Here is a 17,258-nt window from a genome sequence, read left to right as displayed (position 1 = left end):
GGGCGTACGACCCGCGGCGCCCGGCGGCCGCTCAGAAGCGGTGACGCAAGCCGACGTAATAGCTCATCTGGTTATCGTAGCCGTTGAGCTTCACGCCGTTGCCTCCGGTCCAGTTCGTGGTCGAGGTGCCGAACAGCCCCGCCCAGCCGCCGTCGACGCGTTCGTAAGCGGTCGCGAAATAGACGTCGGTGCGCTTCGAGAGGAAGTAGTCGATGACGCCGTACAGCGTTTGACGCTTGCCGCTGAAGTTCACGGCACTGGTGTTGTCATACATGTAGGCGGCGATGAATTGCCACGACGGGTTGAGCAGGTAACTCGCCCGAGCGTGAAGAATTGATCGCGTCGGGCGGCGGAGAAGACCGAGCCGATGGCCGCCACGGTGGTGGGCGTTGCGGCGGTGCTCATGTTGGTGATCGACGCGTAGTCGACGCCGCCGTTGGTCACGTCGAATCCGGGGTCGCGCTGGCTTTGCAGGTAGTCGGCGTGGAATTTCCATTGTCCGTAGCTGACCTTGGCGCCGAGCGACCAGGTTTTCGCGGTACGGCTCTGCGAGTCGTGCGTCTGCTGCAACTGTCCGGTGAAGACGTTGCCGTTCTGCTCCCACGACACCCCGCCCGAGGCTGACGAGCGTGCGGAGCCCTGCCCTGCGATGCCGCCGAAGGCGTATTGCAGGTTCACGCCGAAGGGGCCGAATTTTTTCGTCCAGGTGAGCGCGTTGTTATAGCGCTGGCCGGTGAGGAAAACGAGCCACGAGTTCGTGGGCGGCGCACCGATGAAGATCGGATCGACCATGGAGATCGCCACGACGGCGCCCGTGTATTGACGCCCGAATGCGATTTCACCCCAGCCGCCTTGCAATGCGACGAAGGCCTGGCGTCCGAAGAGTTGCCCCTGTTGATCGAACGTTCCGGCTTGCGAATTGAAGCCGTTTTCGAGCACGAAGCGCGCCTTCATGCCGCCGCCGAGGTCCTCGATGCCCTGGAGGCCGAAACGGCTGGCCGACAGGAAGCCCTCGCCGGACTGGTTCAGCGAATAGACGCGGCCGCCGTCAGGGCTGGCGTGATTCTGCGAGACGACAGCACCTTCGATCAGGCCGTAGAGCGTGACGCTCGATTGCGCGAGCGCGGATGTCGCGGCGGTCGTCAGCGCCAGCGCGGCACCGGCGAGGGTTAGCGATTTCAGTGTTTTGCGTTGAGTGGTCTTCATGAGTCTTATGGTCTTGGCTTGAAGGGCGTGAGGACTTCGGGCTTTGGGTTTGCTGCGATTCGGGAAAACAGCCTCCCCTCGGCGCCGGACGCCGGCGCCTCGCTGCAAGCCGATGCGGCGTTGCGGGAGGCTCGGACGTCAGGGCGCACGACACCGCGACGCGCAGTCAGCGGGCGCGTCGTCAGGCATGGGGCGACAGGGGAAAATCACGCGAAGCGAAACCGGTCGCGGCGCTACGCGTTGGGGGTGCGACGGACTATTCGCGCAGGACGCGATACGACGCACGTTTCGAAACGCGCGCCAACACGCAGGAGGATGGGAGACGAGTCATCATGGCGATGACTCTAGGAGGACCAATTTGTAGCGTCAATGGAACAAATGCCGAAGACGGTTGTTCCATCGGGAAATTCCCGAGCCCCGCTCGGTGCCGCGAGACGACGTGAGCGGGCGATGGCTGGCTTCAACACGCTTGACGAGCGGCCAATCGGGACGCATTCCTTCTTGCCGGGCGTTTTTGCTATACTCTGCCCCTTCTGAGTGGATCGCGTCCGCTCCCTCCCTGTAGTTCAATGGATAGAACGAGTGCCTCCTAAGCGCTAGATACAGGTTCGATTCCTGTCGGGGGGACCATAAAAGCAAGGCTTTCCGCCTTGGCTGCGGCAACGCCGCGACAAATCGACGACCCACGCTGATGCGGTTTTGGCACGATGCCACGCATGCCTCGATGCGTCGGTCGCCGATTCGGCTGGCATTCGCCTCTCTCCGGTCATTCCCTCCGGCCTTTCCCCCAGTGCGGTGAAACGGCCCCCTCCCGCGTCGACCGTTCACCGAGCTTGCCCTTAATGTCGTTCGGTATCCCAACGACAAATGCGACTCGCCCCCCCGATGGTTTCCCCCTAATCCTTACCTCATCCGTCGAAAGGCATCTCACTAATCCTTTCGTAATCCCCATGATTTTTAATAGGTAATACGCGTTTGAAGTGCGTGCTAGCATGCGGCGCGGAATGCTCTTACGAGGCATTTCAGCGTAGGAGTCCTATCGTAATTTGCTTCTTACTCCTGATTTCCCGACTCCTGACCGACGGCGGCGTCACCGACCTGGCCGAAACTCCCCGCATGAGGAGTAAGGCAGCGCCGCGAATTTCCATAACAACAATCTGAAGACTAGGAAAATGGCACACCATCTCGCAAAAATTTCCGGCCTGCTCGTCGCGGCCGGCATCATGGCCGGGTGCTCGACCATGAACATGGGGAGCAGCAGCGCCAAGACAGCCGCCACCGGATCGGCCGGCGGCGCCAACGCCGAAAACGCCAATCAAACCCTCGAGAAATGCGACCGTCCGCTGGGCACGCTCGCCGTCATCGAAGACACTACGGCGCCGTGGTACGGCATCCTGACCGGCCAGTACAAGCTCGGCTCCACCGTGCCCGTGCTCAAGCTGCTCGTTCAGCAGTCGAACTGCTTCGTTGTGGTCGAGCGCGGGCGCGGCATGGATACGGTCATGGGCGAGCGCGCCCTGCAGCAGTCAGGGGAACTGCGCAACAAGTCGAACTTCGGCAAAGGCAAGATGGTGTCGGCCGACTACGCACTTAGCCCGTCCATCACGTTTACCAACAATAACGCCGGTGGCGCGGGCGCCAGCATCGCCGGCCTCCTGCCGGGCGGGATCGGTTCGGCCATCGGCGCGTTGGCCGGCAGCATGAACTCGAAGGAGGCCAGTACGCTGCTGACCGTCATCGACAACCGCTCGAGCGTGCAGATCGCCGCCGCGGAAGGCAGCGCGAGCGCCATGGACTTCGGCGCCCTCGGCCGCATCGTCGGCAGCTCGGCCGGCGGCTCGCTCGGCGGTTACTCGAACACGGCGGAAGGCAAGGTGATCGTTGCCGCCTTCACCGACTCGTACAACAACGTCGTGCGCGCCGTGAAGAACTACAAGCAACAAACCGTCGCCGGCGGCCTCGGCACGGGCGGCCAGCTCACCGTCCAGGACGACGAAGCGCCGCGCCCCAAAAAGGCCGTGCGCCGCAAGAAGTAATTCAAGGCAGCGCAGCGCTTGCCGCCTCCCTGCCCAGGACCGCCACTTGCGCGCTCTCGGGCAGGGACCCTTCGGGCAAAGCGCCGTATTCCCCGCCCCAAGGCCGATCCGATCCCGAGCGCCCCCTCGCCGCGCACCGGCATCGAATCTCAAATATTTTGCCGTCCAGCAAACGAATTCGCCCCGGCAGCAAACGCACGCGGCCAGTTCGACGATTCTGCTGAACTATCATTTTTGAGGTGCCACCTGCGCACCTCGCCGGCGTCATATCGTCGGGTTTCCGTGTCCGAATACCGCCACCGCCCCGCCGATATCGTCGCCCCCCATTCCTGATCGATGCCAGGATTCGCATGACGAAGCCTCCGCAGCGTGCCATACACGTCCCGATGTCCGACACCCGCCCCCAACCCGATGCCATCGCTCACGCCTGGGCACGGGTCGGCGCCGCCCTCAGCCCGCACCCTGATTGCCCGCTCCCGACATGGACCGGTGGCGGGGACACGCTGCACCGGCATCTGTTGGTCATCGGCAGCGGCCATGACGGCGATCTCGTCAGTCAGCTGCGATACCTGGAAATGGCGTCCGCGCGATTTCGCAAGGTAGGCTTCATCGGACCGGCGAACGTGCGCCGTCTCGTCGAATGGTCGATGGGGGAACGCGTGGTGGTGATTTCCCGATTGCCGCGCGACGTATCGGATTGGGATCTTCGCTGCCCGATCGGTACGCTGGCCCGCGCATTGGGGCCGCAGGCGGCGTCAACACATGCCGGCCGCCCCCACCTGCGCGTGACCATGACCGCCGCCCGGCACTGGCGCGACCGGCTCGCCGCCGCCGCGCAACATGGCCTGTGCGTTGGCTTCGCGGGATACGACGACACCACCCCGGGCGTCGGCTCGCATCCGGGCGCGCGCCGGCGGGTCAACTTCGCGCCGCTGCTGCGCGTGCCCGGGGTATCCTGGGTTCCGCTCGGGCAGCGCGCGCCTGGCGAGGCGGACATCGCACTGCCGGCATCCATCGACTGGATCGATTGGCGCGCCGACTTCGACGATCTGGCCGACGAGGCATCCCTCATCGACAACCTGGATCTGGTCATTTCCCTGCAACCGCCACAGGCACATCTCGCGCAGGGCCTGGGCGTACCGGTCTGGCAGTTGACAACGCCCACCGTACAAATGCCAGAGCGCGAACCGCACGGTCCGTTCGAACCGTTCGAACCGTTCGAACCGTTCGATACCGCCCGTTTCGGTATCGCTGACACAGGGGACGAGCAGGACTGCGGCATGCCGTGGCCTCGCGACGGCCGGCCCGGGTCCGTCGACGCGGCAGCCAGGGCGCTGATCGCCATGGCCACCGAATTTCAGGGATGGACGCGCTGATCAGGCCGCCCAGCGCTCGCCGACCTTGGCCGTTTTGACCCACTCCATGAACGCCGCGGCCTCCGGCGTCCCGGCAGGGGCCGACCAGGCGGCGTAGTCGGCTTCGACGAAGGGCCGGTAAGGACCGTGCTTCACCTCGAAAATCACGGCGCCGTGGTCCAGCGACAGCACGGTGTGATGCACACCCAGCGGCGTCTCCACCACGCTGGTGTCCTCGCCGAGAACGCAACGGTCCGTCACAACGCCCGCCGCGTCGAACGTCAGCACGATATGGCGGCCACGCAGCGACGTGAGCAACTCCCACGTGTGGTGATGCAGGTGCGGGCGGATATACGTCGAGGGTTCCATCGCAATCGCCAGACGCTGGATCGGCTCGTCGAGCGCGTCGTGCAGGTTCTGGTTCATACGCGCGCGAGGCGACTGCTCGGCTTGTTGGGTCAGGGCGTCGAGCGCGGCAAAGGTCAATGTTTTCATAGGGGAATCGTGGGGGAAAGTCGGCGGCCGATCATTCTCGACAAGACCGCGGGGCGCACAAGTTTAACAAATCGGCTCGCAGCCCCGCGCCTGCCTTCGGTCCATAAAAAAACCCGCCTCGCGGCGGGTTTTTTGACTTTGCACACATTGCGCCGCGTCGGCGCAATGGCGTGCTCAGTACATCTTCTTCTTCAGGGTCTGGCTGCGCAGACGCTTGCGCAGACGGGCCACGGCAGCAGCCTTCTTGCGCTTGCGCTCGGCCGTCGGCTTTTCGTAAGCAGCGCGTGCCTTGACTTCCTTGATCAGGCCCGTGCCATCGATGGCGCGACGGAAACGACGCAGTGCGACTTCAACGGGTTCACCGTCTTTGATAACGATCTTGGTCATGCAATATCTCGAATAGTGATCGGCTCAACCGAGCCGCATATTTAATTTACCGCGCAAAGACACCCTTCCCCGCCCTGCCGGAGACATCTCCTGCCAGGCGCGACGAACGGACTTGCCACGGACTGCACTACACCACATCCGGCGGGACCGCGACTCACCTCCTCTGCGATCTCCCGATTGGCATTCGACACCCGGCCCACTGTCGCGTGAACCCCGCATCGCGCCTTCCAGACTGGCTGAACGGTTGATTGATGGCGAAGCGGCATTCTCATCGTTCGTCAGTGAGCGCCACTTCCCGCAATGCCCATTTTTTGGACAAGGTCGTGATTATACACAGAATGCGCGCGCAATGCACCCATTTTGGGTGACGCGAAGGCGCGACGGACCCCGCCGACGCTCCCGTCGCTGTAAATGCAGGACCTATGCGGTGCAGGTCAGGACGACTTCGCGCGGCATGATAACGGTCATCACGCGAGGCCCATGCGTCACGGCCGTTTCTCGCCCCCATGTGCGGCGCTTCGACGTTTCAATGAAAAACGGCGCTCCGCCGGAGTGGCGTGCGCCGCTAAAAATTCAGTCAGGATAACGAATCGATAATGCTCGGCACCCAATCGTCCCGGGGGCGCCGGCCGTCAGCCTCTCAGGCCGTAGCGCGTCAACCCGCGCTTCTCGCCGAGGCGCGCCTGACCGGCGTCGGTGCCGGTGTACCGATGGGAGACGCCGAAGCCATATCGGTTCGCTTGCGGGCCGGGGCGGTCCTGCGCAGCCCGGTCTTGCCGGCGCCCGCATTCGCTGCCGATGTGGCTCCCGAGGTCGGCGCAGCGCCAACCTTCGACGCGCCATTGACCTTCGCGGCCTTCGTGACCTTAGTGACCTTAGTGACCTTCGCGACCTTCGGCGTGGCATCCGCCTTGCCCGATTTTCCAGCCTTGGCGACCTTCTCCGCCCTTGCGGCTTTTGTCGGCTTGGCGAGCTTGGCGGCCTTCAGCGCTTTCAACGCCTTCATCGGCTTTGCCGTTGCCCCGCCCTTGCCCGCCTTGGCGTCCGAAGGCCGGCTCGCCGTCTTCGGCGGGGTCTTCGCCGCCGCCAGTTCGAGGTCGATGGTGTGCTTGAGTCCCGCGATCACCGGCGCGGCCAGATCGTCGGCGAAATGATCGAACCAGCGCTTGGCCTGGAGCAACTTCTTGCCGCCGAGGCGACGCTTGTGGTCTTCGTCGCTGGCGAGCACCTTGGCCGAGAGCCGTGCGCGGCCCTTGGAAAGGCGCTCGAGAACGGTAATGATGGTGAACCCCCGATGCGACGTCTTCTGTTCTGCAGACATGCTGGCCTCCTGAATTCCTCGTCACGCGACGAGTCCGGATTGGATCGAAGCCACGCATCGAAGCGCGTGGTTGCGATCGATCCTACCACGCCGCAATGACCGTGCCGACAGGCGATGCGGCGCGCGGCTCAGTGCACGACGGCGGCGGCTTCGGGAGGCTCCGGGGCCTGGGCGAAATACTGCACGCTGGCCGGAATCGCAAAACGGATGTCCGCCTTCAGGAAGGCGCGCATCAGGGCGAGATTGATGTCCTGCTGGAGGTCCATATACAGATTGAAGTCGGGGCTGAGCACGAAGTACACGACCTCGAAATCCAGTGAGCTGGTACCGAACTGCTTGAAATGCGCCCGGTCGAAGCGCGTTTTGTCCGACGCCCGCACCGCGGCCTTGACCATCTCCGGCACCCGGGCGAGCTTGTCCGGCACCGTGTGATAGCTCACGCTGAACGTGAAGACGATGCGTCGCTCGACCATGCGCTTGTAGTTGTGCAAGGTGTTCTTGAGGAGTTCGGTGTTGCCGCACACGATCTCCTCGCCGCTCAGGCTGCGAATGCGCGTCGTTTTCAGGCCGATGCGCTCGATCGTGCCCGCCACCTCGCCGAACACGATGAAATCGCCGACTTCGAACGGCTTGTCGAGCCCGATGGCAAGCGACGCGAACAGATCGCTCAACACGTTCTGCACGGCCAGTGCCACGGCCACGCCGCCTATGCCCAGGCTTGCAACGAAGGCGGTGATATTCACGCCGAAGTTCGCCAGCATTGCCAGCAGCAGAACCGCCCATGCGAGCACGCGCACCGTCCAGGCCGTCATGGTGACGATGACGGGATTGTCCGGCACGGACTCGCGATGCCGGAGTCGCCGCGTCGACCACACGCTCACCGCCCGATTGACCCAGAGCGCCAGTTGCAGGCAGAACAGGACCGTCCATCCGTGGACGATGGCGGTGTCCCACCGGTCACCGAGATCGAGCATCTTCAGGCCAATGAGCAAGGCCGCAACCAGCAGGACGAAGTGCCGTGTTGCCCCGAGCACTTCGACGATCATGCCGGCGGCCTGGGATTTCATGCGGCGCGAGAGCGCACCGAAGCGGCCCACCGCAAGACGCAACACACCGGTTAACACGGCGTAGGTCAACAGCATGGCCGCGGCGGCGAACGCCCAGTCGACGGGCGAAACAGCCTCGAAAGCCTTCAGCGGTGTCAGCGTACCGAGTTGCAAACGTGTCCTCCTCTTCGTCGAAACCGGAATCGAAAATCGATTAACGAGAGGGACCCGAGCAAGACGCATGCCCATTACGTCATTCGGATGCCTGGCAGACCAGACGGTCGGATGATCGGTCGCCCAACCGCCGCGCACGCTGGCGCGACCGGGTCGCGCGCGACTTCGCCCCGCCGTTGCGGCGGCAATCCACGCCACGCTCACGCGTTGCGCCATCGCCCCCAAAATTTCAAATGCATGAAAGAACGCGCGCCGTCGGGCCGCGCGCGAAGTGCCCCCGAGGACCTTACCCGTTCAAGACAATGCCGGGCCGGACGGCGCCGCGACGCCGGGCGCGCTCGCGCGCCCGTGGCGCGAGCCCGCGAGCAGGATACCCAGCGCCGCCAGCGCGGCCGGAATCGCCAGCAGCGTGAACAGGCCGGCGTTGCTCCAGCCGGCCGCGAGCAGGAAGGCACCGCCGAACGACCCCGCCACGGCGCCCACGCGACCGATGCCGAGCGCCCAGGCTACCCCCGTGGCGCGATTGGACGTCGGGTAATAGGCCGACGCGATCACGTTGGCGCACACTTGCGAGCCGCTCACGCAAAAGCCCGTGACGAAAATGCCGATCGCGAGCCACAGCGCGCCGTCGGCCACCGCCAGCGACGCCACCGAGACGGCGCCCAGCAGGTACGCCACCGCGACCACCTTGTATGGATGGAACCGGTCGATGAGCACGCCCAGCACGATGGCACCGAGCACGCCGCCGCCCTGCAGCAGTCCGGCGAACATCGATGCCTGCTTGAGCGTCAGTCCGCTGCGCTGGGCCAGAATCGGCAGCCAGTTGATGAGCAGATACAGCAACAACAGGCTCATGAAGAATGCGAGCCACAGCAGCAGCGTGCCACGCCGGTAATCGCGATGGAAAAGTTGCACCACGGGTGACGCCGGCAGGCGATCGTCGGCCGCCGTGAAACGCTGCCCCGCGCCCACCCGCGCGGCCGACACACGCCGCAGAATCGCGGCGATCTGTGCCTGCGTACCGCCCCGGATCGCCAGGAAGCGCACCGACTCGGGTAACGTGAGCCAGAGCACGGGCACCAACGCGAGCGGCAGCAGTCCGCCGATGGCCAGTACACCTCGCCAGCCGAAGCCCGCGACCAGATACGCGGTCACCACGCCGCCGAGCGCCGAGCCGAGCGAGAAGCCGCAGAACATCAGCGTGAGCAACGTGCCGCGGCGTCGCTCGGGACTGAACTCCGAAGTCAGCGTGATCGCGTTGGGCATGGCACCGCCCAGCCCGAGCCCCGTCAGAAAGCGCATGGCAATCAACCACGCCACATTGGGCGCGAGCGCCGCCCCGACACTCGCCGCACCGAACCACGCCACCGACAGGATCAACACACGCCGCCGGCCAATGCGGTCGGCCATCGGCCCGCTGCAGAACGCGCCAACCATCAGCCCGAGCAACCCCGCGCTGAACAGCGGGCCGAGCGATACCATCGACAACTGCCATTCCGAGCGGATGTGCGGGGCGATGAAGCCGATGATCGCAATGTCGAATCCGTCGAGTGCCACGATCAGGAAACACATCACGCTGATCATGATCTGGAAGCGCGACACGGGGGCCGCGTTGATGAAGTCCCGTACGTCGACTGACGCCTGCGGGGTGCCGTGCTTGTCCATGAATGTCTCCTGTGTGTCAGGGGCGTGGTCGCCCCTTCTTATGGAGGGTTCGGGGTATTGCCCTCGCCCTCTTGCCCTCTTGCCCTCGTGCCCACTGGCGCCGTCAGGCCGCATGCCCGCGCAACGCCGGCGCCGCAACGGACTCCACCCGCGCAATGAACGTCGGGTCTCGTTCGCGCAGGTCCTCGTGCGTCACGCGCCCGGTGCGAAGCATGTAGTCGTAGGCGAAGCTCACGGGATCGAGATGCATGCGGCTGTCGACCGACTCGTACCAGTCCAGGCTGCGACGCGCGGCGTCCTGGAACCGGTCCGATGCCCCACGCCGGCTGTGCTCGAAGGCAGCGAATGCCGCCGGCACATCGTTGCGATGCGCGCTCAGCGCGTCGACCAACGCAATCGCGTCCTGCATGGCCATGCGCGTGCCCGAGCCCAGCGAGAAGTGCACGCTGCGCAGCGCATCGCCGAGCAGCACGACATTGCCGTGCGACCAGTGGGCGTTGCTTACCACGCGCGCCTGGAACCAGTTCGAGCGATTGGTCAGCAGTGCATGGCCCCCAAGGTCGTCGGCGAATATCCGCTCGCAAAACGCCCGGCTCTCCTGCTCGGTGGCCGTATCGAGGCCGCAGCGCCGCCACGTATGCGGATCGACCTCGACGAGGAATGTCGAGCGCTCGGGGCTGTACTGGTAGGCATGCGCCATGAACACCCCTTGCGGCGTCTCGCGAAAGATCAGCGACACCGGGTGGAACAAGCGCGACGTGCCGTACCACGCGAACTTGTTGCGCCGCTCGTCGAAGCTTGGTTCGAAATGCGCCGCCATGCGCGTGCGCACTTCACTGTTCACGCCATCTGCCGCGATCACGACGTCAGCGTCGGGCAGATGCGAGGGGTCGCTCACGTGGCTGCCGTAGCGAACGTCCACGCCCACGTCGGCGCAAGCCCGCTGGAGCACGCCCAACATGTCGATGCGCGAGGTGCGCGAGAAATGGTTGTTGCTCAGGCGCACCGGCACGCCCTGGTGCACGATCTCCATGTAATCGCAGCGCGTATGGTGCGCCGTGAACTTGCGAAAGAACGCCTCGTCGGCCTCCTTCAGGAAGGCGAGGGCGATGTCGGAGAACACGACGCCCCACCCATAGGTGGCGTCGGCCGCATTGCGCTCGTGGACGACGATCTCGTCCGCAGGGTGACGCTGCTTCATCAGCAGCGAAAAATACAGGCCGGCTGGCCCGCCACCGATCACGGCAATTTTCATGAGGGACTCCTGGGTGCGTGGATGCGAATTGGCGCGATTCAGGCGATGCGCGCGAGCGGCAGGTCGCCGGCGAGCAGCGCCCCGGTGCCGGGCACGATCGGCGCGAGGCCAAGGTGGTCGAGCATCTGGCGCACGGTACTCACCGCGGTCGACGTGACGGGCAGACCGATCCGGTCCTGTGCGAGCTGGATCGCCGGCAGCGACGGCATTTGCACGCACGCCGACAACACCACGGCGTCGGCATTGGCCGTGTTCAGGCGCTTTACGTCATCGAGCAACTGCATCGGATCGCGGCGCCCGACCGCCAGGTTGTCGGGAATTTCGAACGACAATGCGTCGAGCACCTCGATGCCTTCATGTTCGATATAGTCGACGACCGCCTGGGTGAGCGGCTTCATGTAAGGCGCCATGAGCGCGATCTTGCGCGCGCCGAGTCCCTTGAGTCCGGCGACCAGCGCACCTGCCGAGGTCATCACGGCCGCGTCGCAGTGGTTCTCGCGTGCCACGCGCCGCAAGTCGTCCTCCACCTGTCGGTGGTGGCCCGGCCCCATCGCCATGATGGCCACGAGACATGCGGTGCTCATGACATCCACGCGCGCATCCGCCAGCTCGGCCGCGCAGCGCAGCCCCTCCCGATTCATCGCCTCGAGCTCTTCCTTCACCACGCGATGCATGCGCATGCGGCTCGAATGGAAGGTGAAACGCTCCGGCAGCATTCGTTCCCGCGCACGCAGCATGGCGGGAATCTCGGTCTCCATCGTGGTGTTGGAACTCGGCACGATCTGGCCGATGCGAAAGCACGCTTGCGAGGGTTGGGTCATGATGTCGATTCTCCTGCGAATGAAGGCGCGGCCGCTTGCGCGACGCGATCCCGGTACTGTTCGAGGGCGTGGCGCAGCACAGCAGGCATGTCGATGGACTCGCGCACGCCGCGCCGGATACAGATCGGCGTGAGCCGTGCGACGAACGCGATGTCGCCATCGGCCTTGCGTGCCGTCATCTGCAACGTGAAAGTGCGGTTTCGGATGTCGATCACGTCCACCGTCACGTCGATGGCATCGTCGGGCCAGAGTGAGCGGCGAAAGTCGAATTCGAGCGCGCGCGTGGGGGTACCGAAGCCGTGCCGGTGCTTGACGGCCTGCGGCGTGCCGCCGAACAACGCTCCGTAGAAAAGTTCGGCCACGGAGATCACGTAGTCGGAGAAGCTCGCCGTGAAGACCACCCCGGCGGGGTCGCACTCGCCCCAGCGCACTTGACGACGCACCACGAACGGGCACTCGCTCGCGACATATTCCGTGCTGATCATGCGCCCTCCTTCGCGGCGTGCACGGCTGCGACGTCGGCGGCACCGGTGGTTCCGGCAGTTCCGGCAGTTCCGGCAGTTTCGGCAGTTTCGGCAGTTTCGGCAGTTTCGGCTGCGATCCGCCCGGAGATGGCCGCGCGCAATGACGCCTTGTCGACCTTGCCCACGCGCGTGACAGGAAACTCATCGACGACCTCGACGCGCTCGGGGCATTTGAACTTCGCCAATCCGCAGCTCACGAGGAAGCCAGCCAGTTCGGCGACCGACGGGGCCGCATGTCCCGGACGCACGATCAGGTAGACACACCCCTTCTCGCCATAGAACGGGTCCGGCATGGCGACGAGCTTGGCGTCGGCGACCGACGGGTGCTGGCTTACGTACGCCTCGACCTCCTCGCAGCCGATCTTCTCGCCGCCGCGATTGATGTTGTCGCGCAAACGCCCCTCGAAGGCGAAGCAGCGCACGCCTTCGATGATCCGCGCCGTCACCATGTCGCCGGTGCGCACGAATCCATCGGAGGTCATCGTCTGCGCCGTGGCTTCAGGCGCCTTGTAGTAGCCGCGCAGGCTCGATGGCCCGCGAAAACACAGCTCGCCCGGCGTGCCGTCTTCGACCGGCTGGTCGGTGCCGGGAAAGCGCACACGGATCTCGTCGTCCTCACAGCCCGACAGGCCCTGGGTGTGGTGACGCAGCGCCGCCGGCAGATGCGCACCGGCGCCCATGAGAAGTCCTTCGGTCGTGCCGTACAGGTTGAAGCACGGCACGCCCAGGTGGGCTTCGAGCGAATCGGCGCGGCTCATCGTGCCAAACAGCACCAGCGACGACAGGTCATGGCGGGCAACGTCCTTGTAGGCGATCATCTGCGGCGCCACGGGCCCGATCGACAGACCGTGGGTGACGCGGTGCGTCTCGATCAGCGTGAGCATGCGGGCGATATCGACGCGCGGCATGAGCACGGTCGTCATGCCGGTGGCGATGGTCGATGCGAGTCCATACAACTGACCGGCGTTGTGCAGCAGTGGCAGCGACCAGATCATGCGGCTATGCTCGGTCATGCCGATGTGGCGCATCCAGGCCAGGGCGTGGCCCAGGTATTCCGCATGAAAACGCGGAATGATCTTCGGCACGCCCGTCGTGCCGCCCGAGAGCTGGAAGCTCAGCACGTCTTCGCTGCCGATGCGCACGTCGGCCAGTATGGCGCGGGCGCGCTCGAGCGTCATGTCGTCGATCAGCCGCTCGATGGCGTGCCGCGCCCCTCGCTCGGCGGCGCCTGCCCCTCGCGCGACCAGCAGATGTTCCAGCGCGGCGTGCCGGTCCATCATCTGTTGCGCGAAGCCGACCAGATCGAACGCCGAGAAATCCGCCTGCACGAAATAGGCTCGCGCCTCGGATTGCGCCGCGAGCTGGCCGATCTCGACTTCGCGGTACTGTGGTACGGCGCACACCGGCACGACACCCGCCTTGTAGGCGCCCATCAACGCTACGACAGTATCGACGGTGGTGCCCATCTGGAAGATCGCCCGGTCGCCCGGACGCAGCCCCAGCGCGATCAACGCCGCACCGAGCCGCTCACTACGGGCGTCGAGCGCCGCGAATGAGATCGATGCCTCGTCGCTGATGTAGGCTGGCCGGTCCGGCACGCGCCCGGCGGTGGCGCGCAACGCGTCGCCGAGCGTGGTGTCGCGCCATGCGCCTGAGGCGAAATAGCGTCTGGCCAGATCCGGCGGACAGTACGTCACGCCGTCGATACGGTGATGAATACCGCTCATGTTGTCTCCTGCACGAGCTGACGCGAACTCATGCGCGCGGGGCAATCCGCACGATGTCGCGTTCATAGGTTTCTATCCGGCCATTCAGGCCGCCCGTGAACAGCCCATACCAGACCGCGGGCTTGAGCCCCAGCGCGCGGCGCTCGAAGGCGATGGGCGCGTCGCTGGAAATCACGACGTAATCGCCGACATCGTCGACCCGGCATTCCGGCATCCGCCGCGCGGCCGCCGTGAGCGAGGCGAACTCGGGCACGTTCAACACGAATATCTGCAGAGAATGGCGGTTCACGATCGGGGCTCCCGAAGCACACGTTGAGCGAGGCATTCCGCCTTGCGCCGCCACACGGCATCGATGCTGGCGAATGCCTCGCCACCCGCGCGCGCTTCGTCTTCGAGGGCCATGGCGGCGTCGAGCGTGGCCGCGGCGTCGCGGGCGTCGATGGGCTCCAACGGACGCAGCTTGCGCGTGATTTCGATGAAGTAGCCATTCGGATCGCGAAAGTAGATCGACGCGATCACCTCGTGCGCCGTCTCCGCGGACACCGTCACACCGCGCGATTCCAGGCGCGCCTTCCAGGCTTGCAGGGCGTCTTGCGTGTCGACAAGCCATGCCGTGTGCGTGGCGTCGAACACGTGATCGTCCGGCAGCGGTGCCCGGCCCGGACGGCATGCGAGCGATGCGGGCTCGTTGCTGCCGAGGTAATAGAAGAACGCGATGGTGCTGCCGTTGCCGCTGTCGAAAAAGAAATGCAGGAAGTCCGGATGCGTGGCGGGTCCCCAGCCGCGCGCGGAAATCGTGTGAATGAGCGGCAGGCCCAGCACGTCGCGGTAGAACTCGACGGTCTCTCGCAGGCGCCAGGTCGGACGGGCCGTGTGGTCGACGCCGTGCAAGCGTAACGCGAGCTGCGCGGGGCCGGCCGGGGGATGTCGTTCAACTTCATCTCAGGTCTCGTGGGTTCGTGGATTCGATGCAATGCGGGGGCGCGTCATTGCGGGAAGGTCTCGCGCAGCCAGTCCTGCAGCAGGCGCCCGGCAACGTAACGACCGGCCTCCTCGCCCGGCGCGAGCGCACGGCCGTGATGGTCGCCGCGCACGCGGCGGTGCGTCTTGTGCGACGCGCCGAGACTCGCGTGGATGTCCGCGATCACACTCGGGAAGCACGCCTGATCGCCCGTGTACTCGATCAGCAGCGTGGGCTGAACGATGGCGGAAGCGGTCTTCGACAGCAGCGCATTCGACGACAGGCCCGACCATGTCGACAGCCAGGCTTCCGGCGAACACACGCGCCCGAAGCCGACCGAACCGTAGTTCGAGGCAAATGGATCGCTGCCCCAGAGAGAGCCGAAACGTCGATCGGACGGGTCGAGCGAAAGATCGAAGCAGCGCAGGTCGGCGTCGGTGCGCCAGACCGTCATCAGCGGCGTGTGCGCGGCCAGGCGGCGCACATGGGCGGCGGCATTCGCGCCGTCGCGCCGCAGACGCTCGCGGGCCGCCTGGCGCGCGGCGATCAGATCCCGCGCCATCGCGTCGAGCCGGGCCACGCGCGCGGTCTGCGCGGCGCGGTAGCGCTCGACGAAATCCGGTGCGTACCGGGTCGACGGCGAAGTCGACAGCGGAGTCGACGGCACCGACGCATCGGCATCGGCCCGACGTGCCACATAACCGTTGGCGCCGTCGAAAGGATCGAGGGTCGGGTCGACGGACAACGCGTCGTGTTCGTCGGTGACCGACGGATCGATGCACGATTGCAGCAGCGCGCCCTGTCCGGGGTGCGGCGCGACGAACACCACACCGTCGACGACCGGCATGTCGAGCGCCGCCAGCCTGGTGGGACGCCCGCCGGGCGTGCGTTCGATCCGAGCCTCCGGCGCGAGGCCGGACTGCTGCACGTACAACGCATAAAGGCCGCTGCCGCCCGAATTACCGAGCAGCACGATGCGCCTGAAGCCCGCGTCGCGCAGAAACCGCATGGCCGCCGCCACGTCGAAGAGCGCCAGTTCGTGCTCGAGGCGCATGTCGTTGCCGACCGCGCGCGGCGCCTGAGTCCAGGCAGCGTAGCCCGCCCCGACGATGTCGGGGATCAGGTAATGGCACGCCATGAATTCGCGCGGATGCATGATGCAAACCACCGTATCCGGCGCACCCGCGGCGTAAAGCGCGCCGCTCGTGGCCGCGCCGTCGGCGGTGCGCAGTACCACGTTGCGCGTGGTCGCCCCCAAGGGCAGGTCGCGCGGATTCCAGTCGGTATTCAGGAAACCCGCCGTCGCGCCCAGACCATCGCCGCGGCCGTGTCGCTGTTGATTCATCGTTCCACCTCCTTTTTTTACATACTAGTTCAAATTTTTACGGATTGGTAAACATTTCCGCAAAATTTTGACGAACGCGTAAAAAACCTGATGGGGAGATAGGTCGAGCTTTGCTGGGCGATGGATTTTCGCTATCGTTCGAATTTATTGGCGCTTTCTGACGCGAGCGTCGAAAGACCGAAAAGGCAATCGACATGAGCAAAGCACAAACAAAGAGCGACGCGCTCCGGGAGAACATTCTTGAGGTCGCGACGCGCCTGTTCATTGAACGGGGGTTCGATGGGACGAGCTTCAATGACATCGCCGACGTGGTCGGCGTGAGTCGGCCGGCGCTCTATTACTACTTCAAGAGCAAGGAGGCGATTCTCGAAGTGCTGACCACGGTGGTCACGCGAGCGGCCGGGGAACTGGCGTCCGAGGCGCTGCCGGCGCACTTGCGGCAACCGTCGGCAATGCTCCGGCACCGGGTGCTTCGACACGCGCACCTGATCCTCACGCATCCGCTGCAATTTCGTGTGGTGGAGCGCAACGAGGACAATCTGCCGCCCGAGCAGCGCAAGCTCGCCGAGCAGTCGCGTCGCGCGGTGCTCGAGCAGTTCCGGCAGGCAATCGAACTGGGTATCGAGCGCGGCCAGTTCCGGGTGATGGACGCGAAGGTGGCCGCCTTCTCGATCATCGGCATGTGCAACTGGACGGCATGGTGGTTCGCCCCGTCGGGACCGCGCAGGGCAGAGGAAATTGCCGAGCAGATTGCCGACATGGCATTGCGCTCGGTCGAGCAGGACGCCGGGCGACAACTGGGCGAGCAAAGCGCCGCCGGCGTGCTCAAGCTGCTGCGCGACGACATCGACTTGCTGGAACGGCATTTGAAGCCGTAGTCGGCCAGTGGCACGGCGCCTCGCCGCATACCGGGGCGTCGCAGACCTCGGCAACCCCGCCA

Annotated in this window: 17 protein-coding genes and 1 tRNA gene; 4 read left to right on the top strand and 14 right to left on the bottom strand. The window is 65.2% G+C overall.

From position 1 onward, the window contains the following. Positions 1–31: 31 nt before the first annotated feature. On the bottom strand, positions 32–274 hold the full coding sequence (locus LV28_RS49290; RefSeq protein ID WP_257125743.1) for a porin family protein: 243 nt from the start codon (positions 272–274) through the stop codon (positions 32–34). After that, positions 250–1,206 (bottom strand): porin, encoded by a 957-nt coding sequence (locus LV28_RS32505; protein ID WP_257125742.1) that lies wholly within the window; start codon positions 1,204–1,206, stop codon positions 250–252. Before LV28_RS32505 ends, LV28_RS49290 begins: the two co-directional genes overlap by 25 nt. 555 nt (positions 1,207–1,761) lie before the next feature. On the opposite strand from LV28_RS32505, the gene LV28_RS32500 reads away from it, so the two are divergent. From LV28_RS32500 to LV28_RS32490, 3 genes are all read left to right on the top strand, one after another. After that, positions 1,762–1,836 (top strand) — tRNA-Arg (locus LV28_RS32500). Between the two features lie 542 nt (positions 1,837–2,378). Continuing rightward, positions 2,379–3,242, top strand: a complete 864-nt coding sequence (locus LV28_RS49285; RefSeq protein ID WP_023595241.1) for a CsgG/HfaB family protein — start codon at positions 2,379–2,381, stop codon at positions 3,240–3,242. A gap of 350 nt (positions 3,243–3,592) precedes the next feature. Next, positions 3,593–4,618 (top strand): hypothetical protein, encoded by a 1,026-nt coding sequence (locus LV28_RS32490; RefSeq protein ID WP_147291573.1) that lies wholly within the window; start codon positions 3,593–3,595, stop codon positions 4,616–4,618. Here LV28_RS32490 and LV28_RS32485 read toward each other — a convergent pair whose 3' ends face one another. The 12 genes from LV28_RS32485 to LV28_RS32435 all read right to left on the bottom strand — a co-directional run bounded on the left by LV28_RS32485 (position 4,619) and on the right by LV28_RS32435 (position 16,318). Then, on the bottom strand, positions 4,619–5,092 hold the full coding sequence (locus tag LV28_RS32485) for a WbuC family cupin fold metalloprotein (RefSeq protein ID WP_023595239.1): 474 nt from the start codon (positions 5,090–5,092) through the stop codon (positions 4,619–4,621). A 174-nt stretch (positions 5,093–5,266) separates the two neighbouring features. After that, a complete protein-coding gene (gene rpsU / locus LV28_RS32480) occupies positions 5,267–5,479 on the bottom strand; it encodes a 30S ribosomal protein S21 (RefSeq protein ID WP_010806331.1) in 213 nt (70 codons plus the stop codon). Positions 5,480–6,134: 655 nt separating this feature from the next. Further along, on the bottom strand, positions 6,135–6,800 hold the full coding sequence (locus tag LV28_RS32475; RefSeq protein ID WP_038618092.1) for a hypothetical protein: 666 nt from the start codon (positions 6,798–6,800) through the stop codon (positions 6,135–6,137). A gap of 128 nt (positions 6,801–6,928) precedes the next feature. Continuing rightward, positions 6,929–8,020, bottom strand: a complete 1,092-nt coding sequence (locus tag LV28_RS32470) for a mechanosensitive ion channel family protein (RefSeq protein ID WP_255315170.1) — start codon at positions 8,018–8,020, stop codon at positions 6,929–6,931. Positions 8,021–8,314: 294 nt separating this feature from the next. Then, on the bottom strand, positions 8,315–9,685 hold the full coding sequence (locus LV28_RS32465; protein WP_038618095.1) for an MFS transporter: 1,371 nt from the start codon (positions 9,683–9,685) through the stop codon (positions 8,315–8,317). Between the two features lie 103 nt (positions 9,686–9,788). Continuing rightward, positions 9,789–10,940: an FAD-dependent monooxygenase gene (locus LV28_RS32460; protein WP_023595235.1), complete on the bottom strand. Its 1,152-nt coding sequence runs from the start codon at positions 10,938–10,940 to the stop codon at positions 9,789–9,791. 38 nt (positions 10,941–10,978) lie between these two features. Continuing rightward, positions 10,979–11,761: a maleate cis-trans isomerase family protein gene (locus LV28_RS32455; RefSeq protein WP_023595234.1), complete on the bottom strand. Its 783-nt coding sequence runs from the start codon at positions 11,759–11,761 to the stop codon at positions 10,979–10,981. Beyond that, complete coding sequence (locus tag LV28_RS32450; RefSeq protein WP_023595233.1) at positions 11,758–12,246, bottom strand: acyl-CoA thioesterase; 489 nt, start codon at positions 12,244–12,246, stop codon at positions 11,758–11,760. The genes LV28_RS32455 and LV28_RS32450 overlap by 4 nt, the downstream gene beginning before the upstream one ends. After that, positions 12,243–14,012 carry an AMP-binding protein gene (locus tag LV28_RS32445; RefSeq protein ID WP_081326843.1) on the bottom strand — a complete coding sequence of 590 codons (1,770 nt, stop codon included), beginning with the start codon at positions 14,010–14,012 and terminating at the stop codon, positions 12,243–12,245. Before LV28_RS32445 ends, LV28_RS32450 begins: the two co-directional genes overlap by 4 nt. A 28-nt stretch (positions 14,013–14,040) precedes the next feature. Next, positions 14,041–14,274, bottom strand: coding sequence for a hypothetical protein (locus LV28_RS49485; RefSeq protein ID WP_306630339.1), 234 nt, complete (start codon positions 14,272–14,274; stop codon positions 14,041–14,043). Between the two features lie 23 nt (positions 14,275–14,297). Continuing rightward, positions 14,298–14,903, bottom strand: coding sequence for a VOC family protein (locus LV28_RS32440; RefSeq protein ID WP_306630337.1), 606 nt, complete (start codon positions 14,901–14,903; stop codon positions 14,298–14,300). A gap of 95 nt (positions 14,904–14,998) precedes the next feature. Next, the gene (locus LV28_RS32435; protein WP_048806390.1) at positions 14,999–16,318 is read right to left on the bottom strand and encodes an alpha/beta fold hydrolase; all 1,320 of its coding nucleotides are present in this window, start codon (positions 16,316–16,318) and stop codon (positions 14,999–15,001) included. Between the two features lie 194 nt (positions 16,319–16,512). On the opposite strand from LV28_RS32435, the gene LV28_RS32430 reads away from it, so the two are divergent. After that, positions 16,513–17,196 (top strand): TetR/AcrR family transcriptional regulator, encoded by a 684-nt coding sequence (locus LV28_RS32430; protein ID WP_023595230.1) that lies wholly within the window; start codon positions 16,513–16,515, stop codon positions 17,194–17,196. Positions 17,197–17,258 lie beyond the last annotated feature (62 nt).

This window comes from Pandoraea pnomenusa (assembly GCF_000767615.3).
GTDB classification, from domain to species: Bacteria; Pseudomonadota; Gammaproteobacteria; order Burkholderiales; family Burkholderiaceae; genus Pandoraea; species Pandoraea pnomenusa.
The sequence above is the reverse complement of the archived record's forward strand: the minus strand, read 5'-3'. Positions and strand labels throughout refer to the sequence as shown.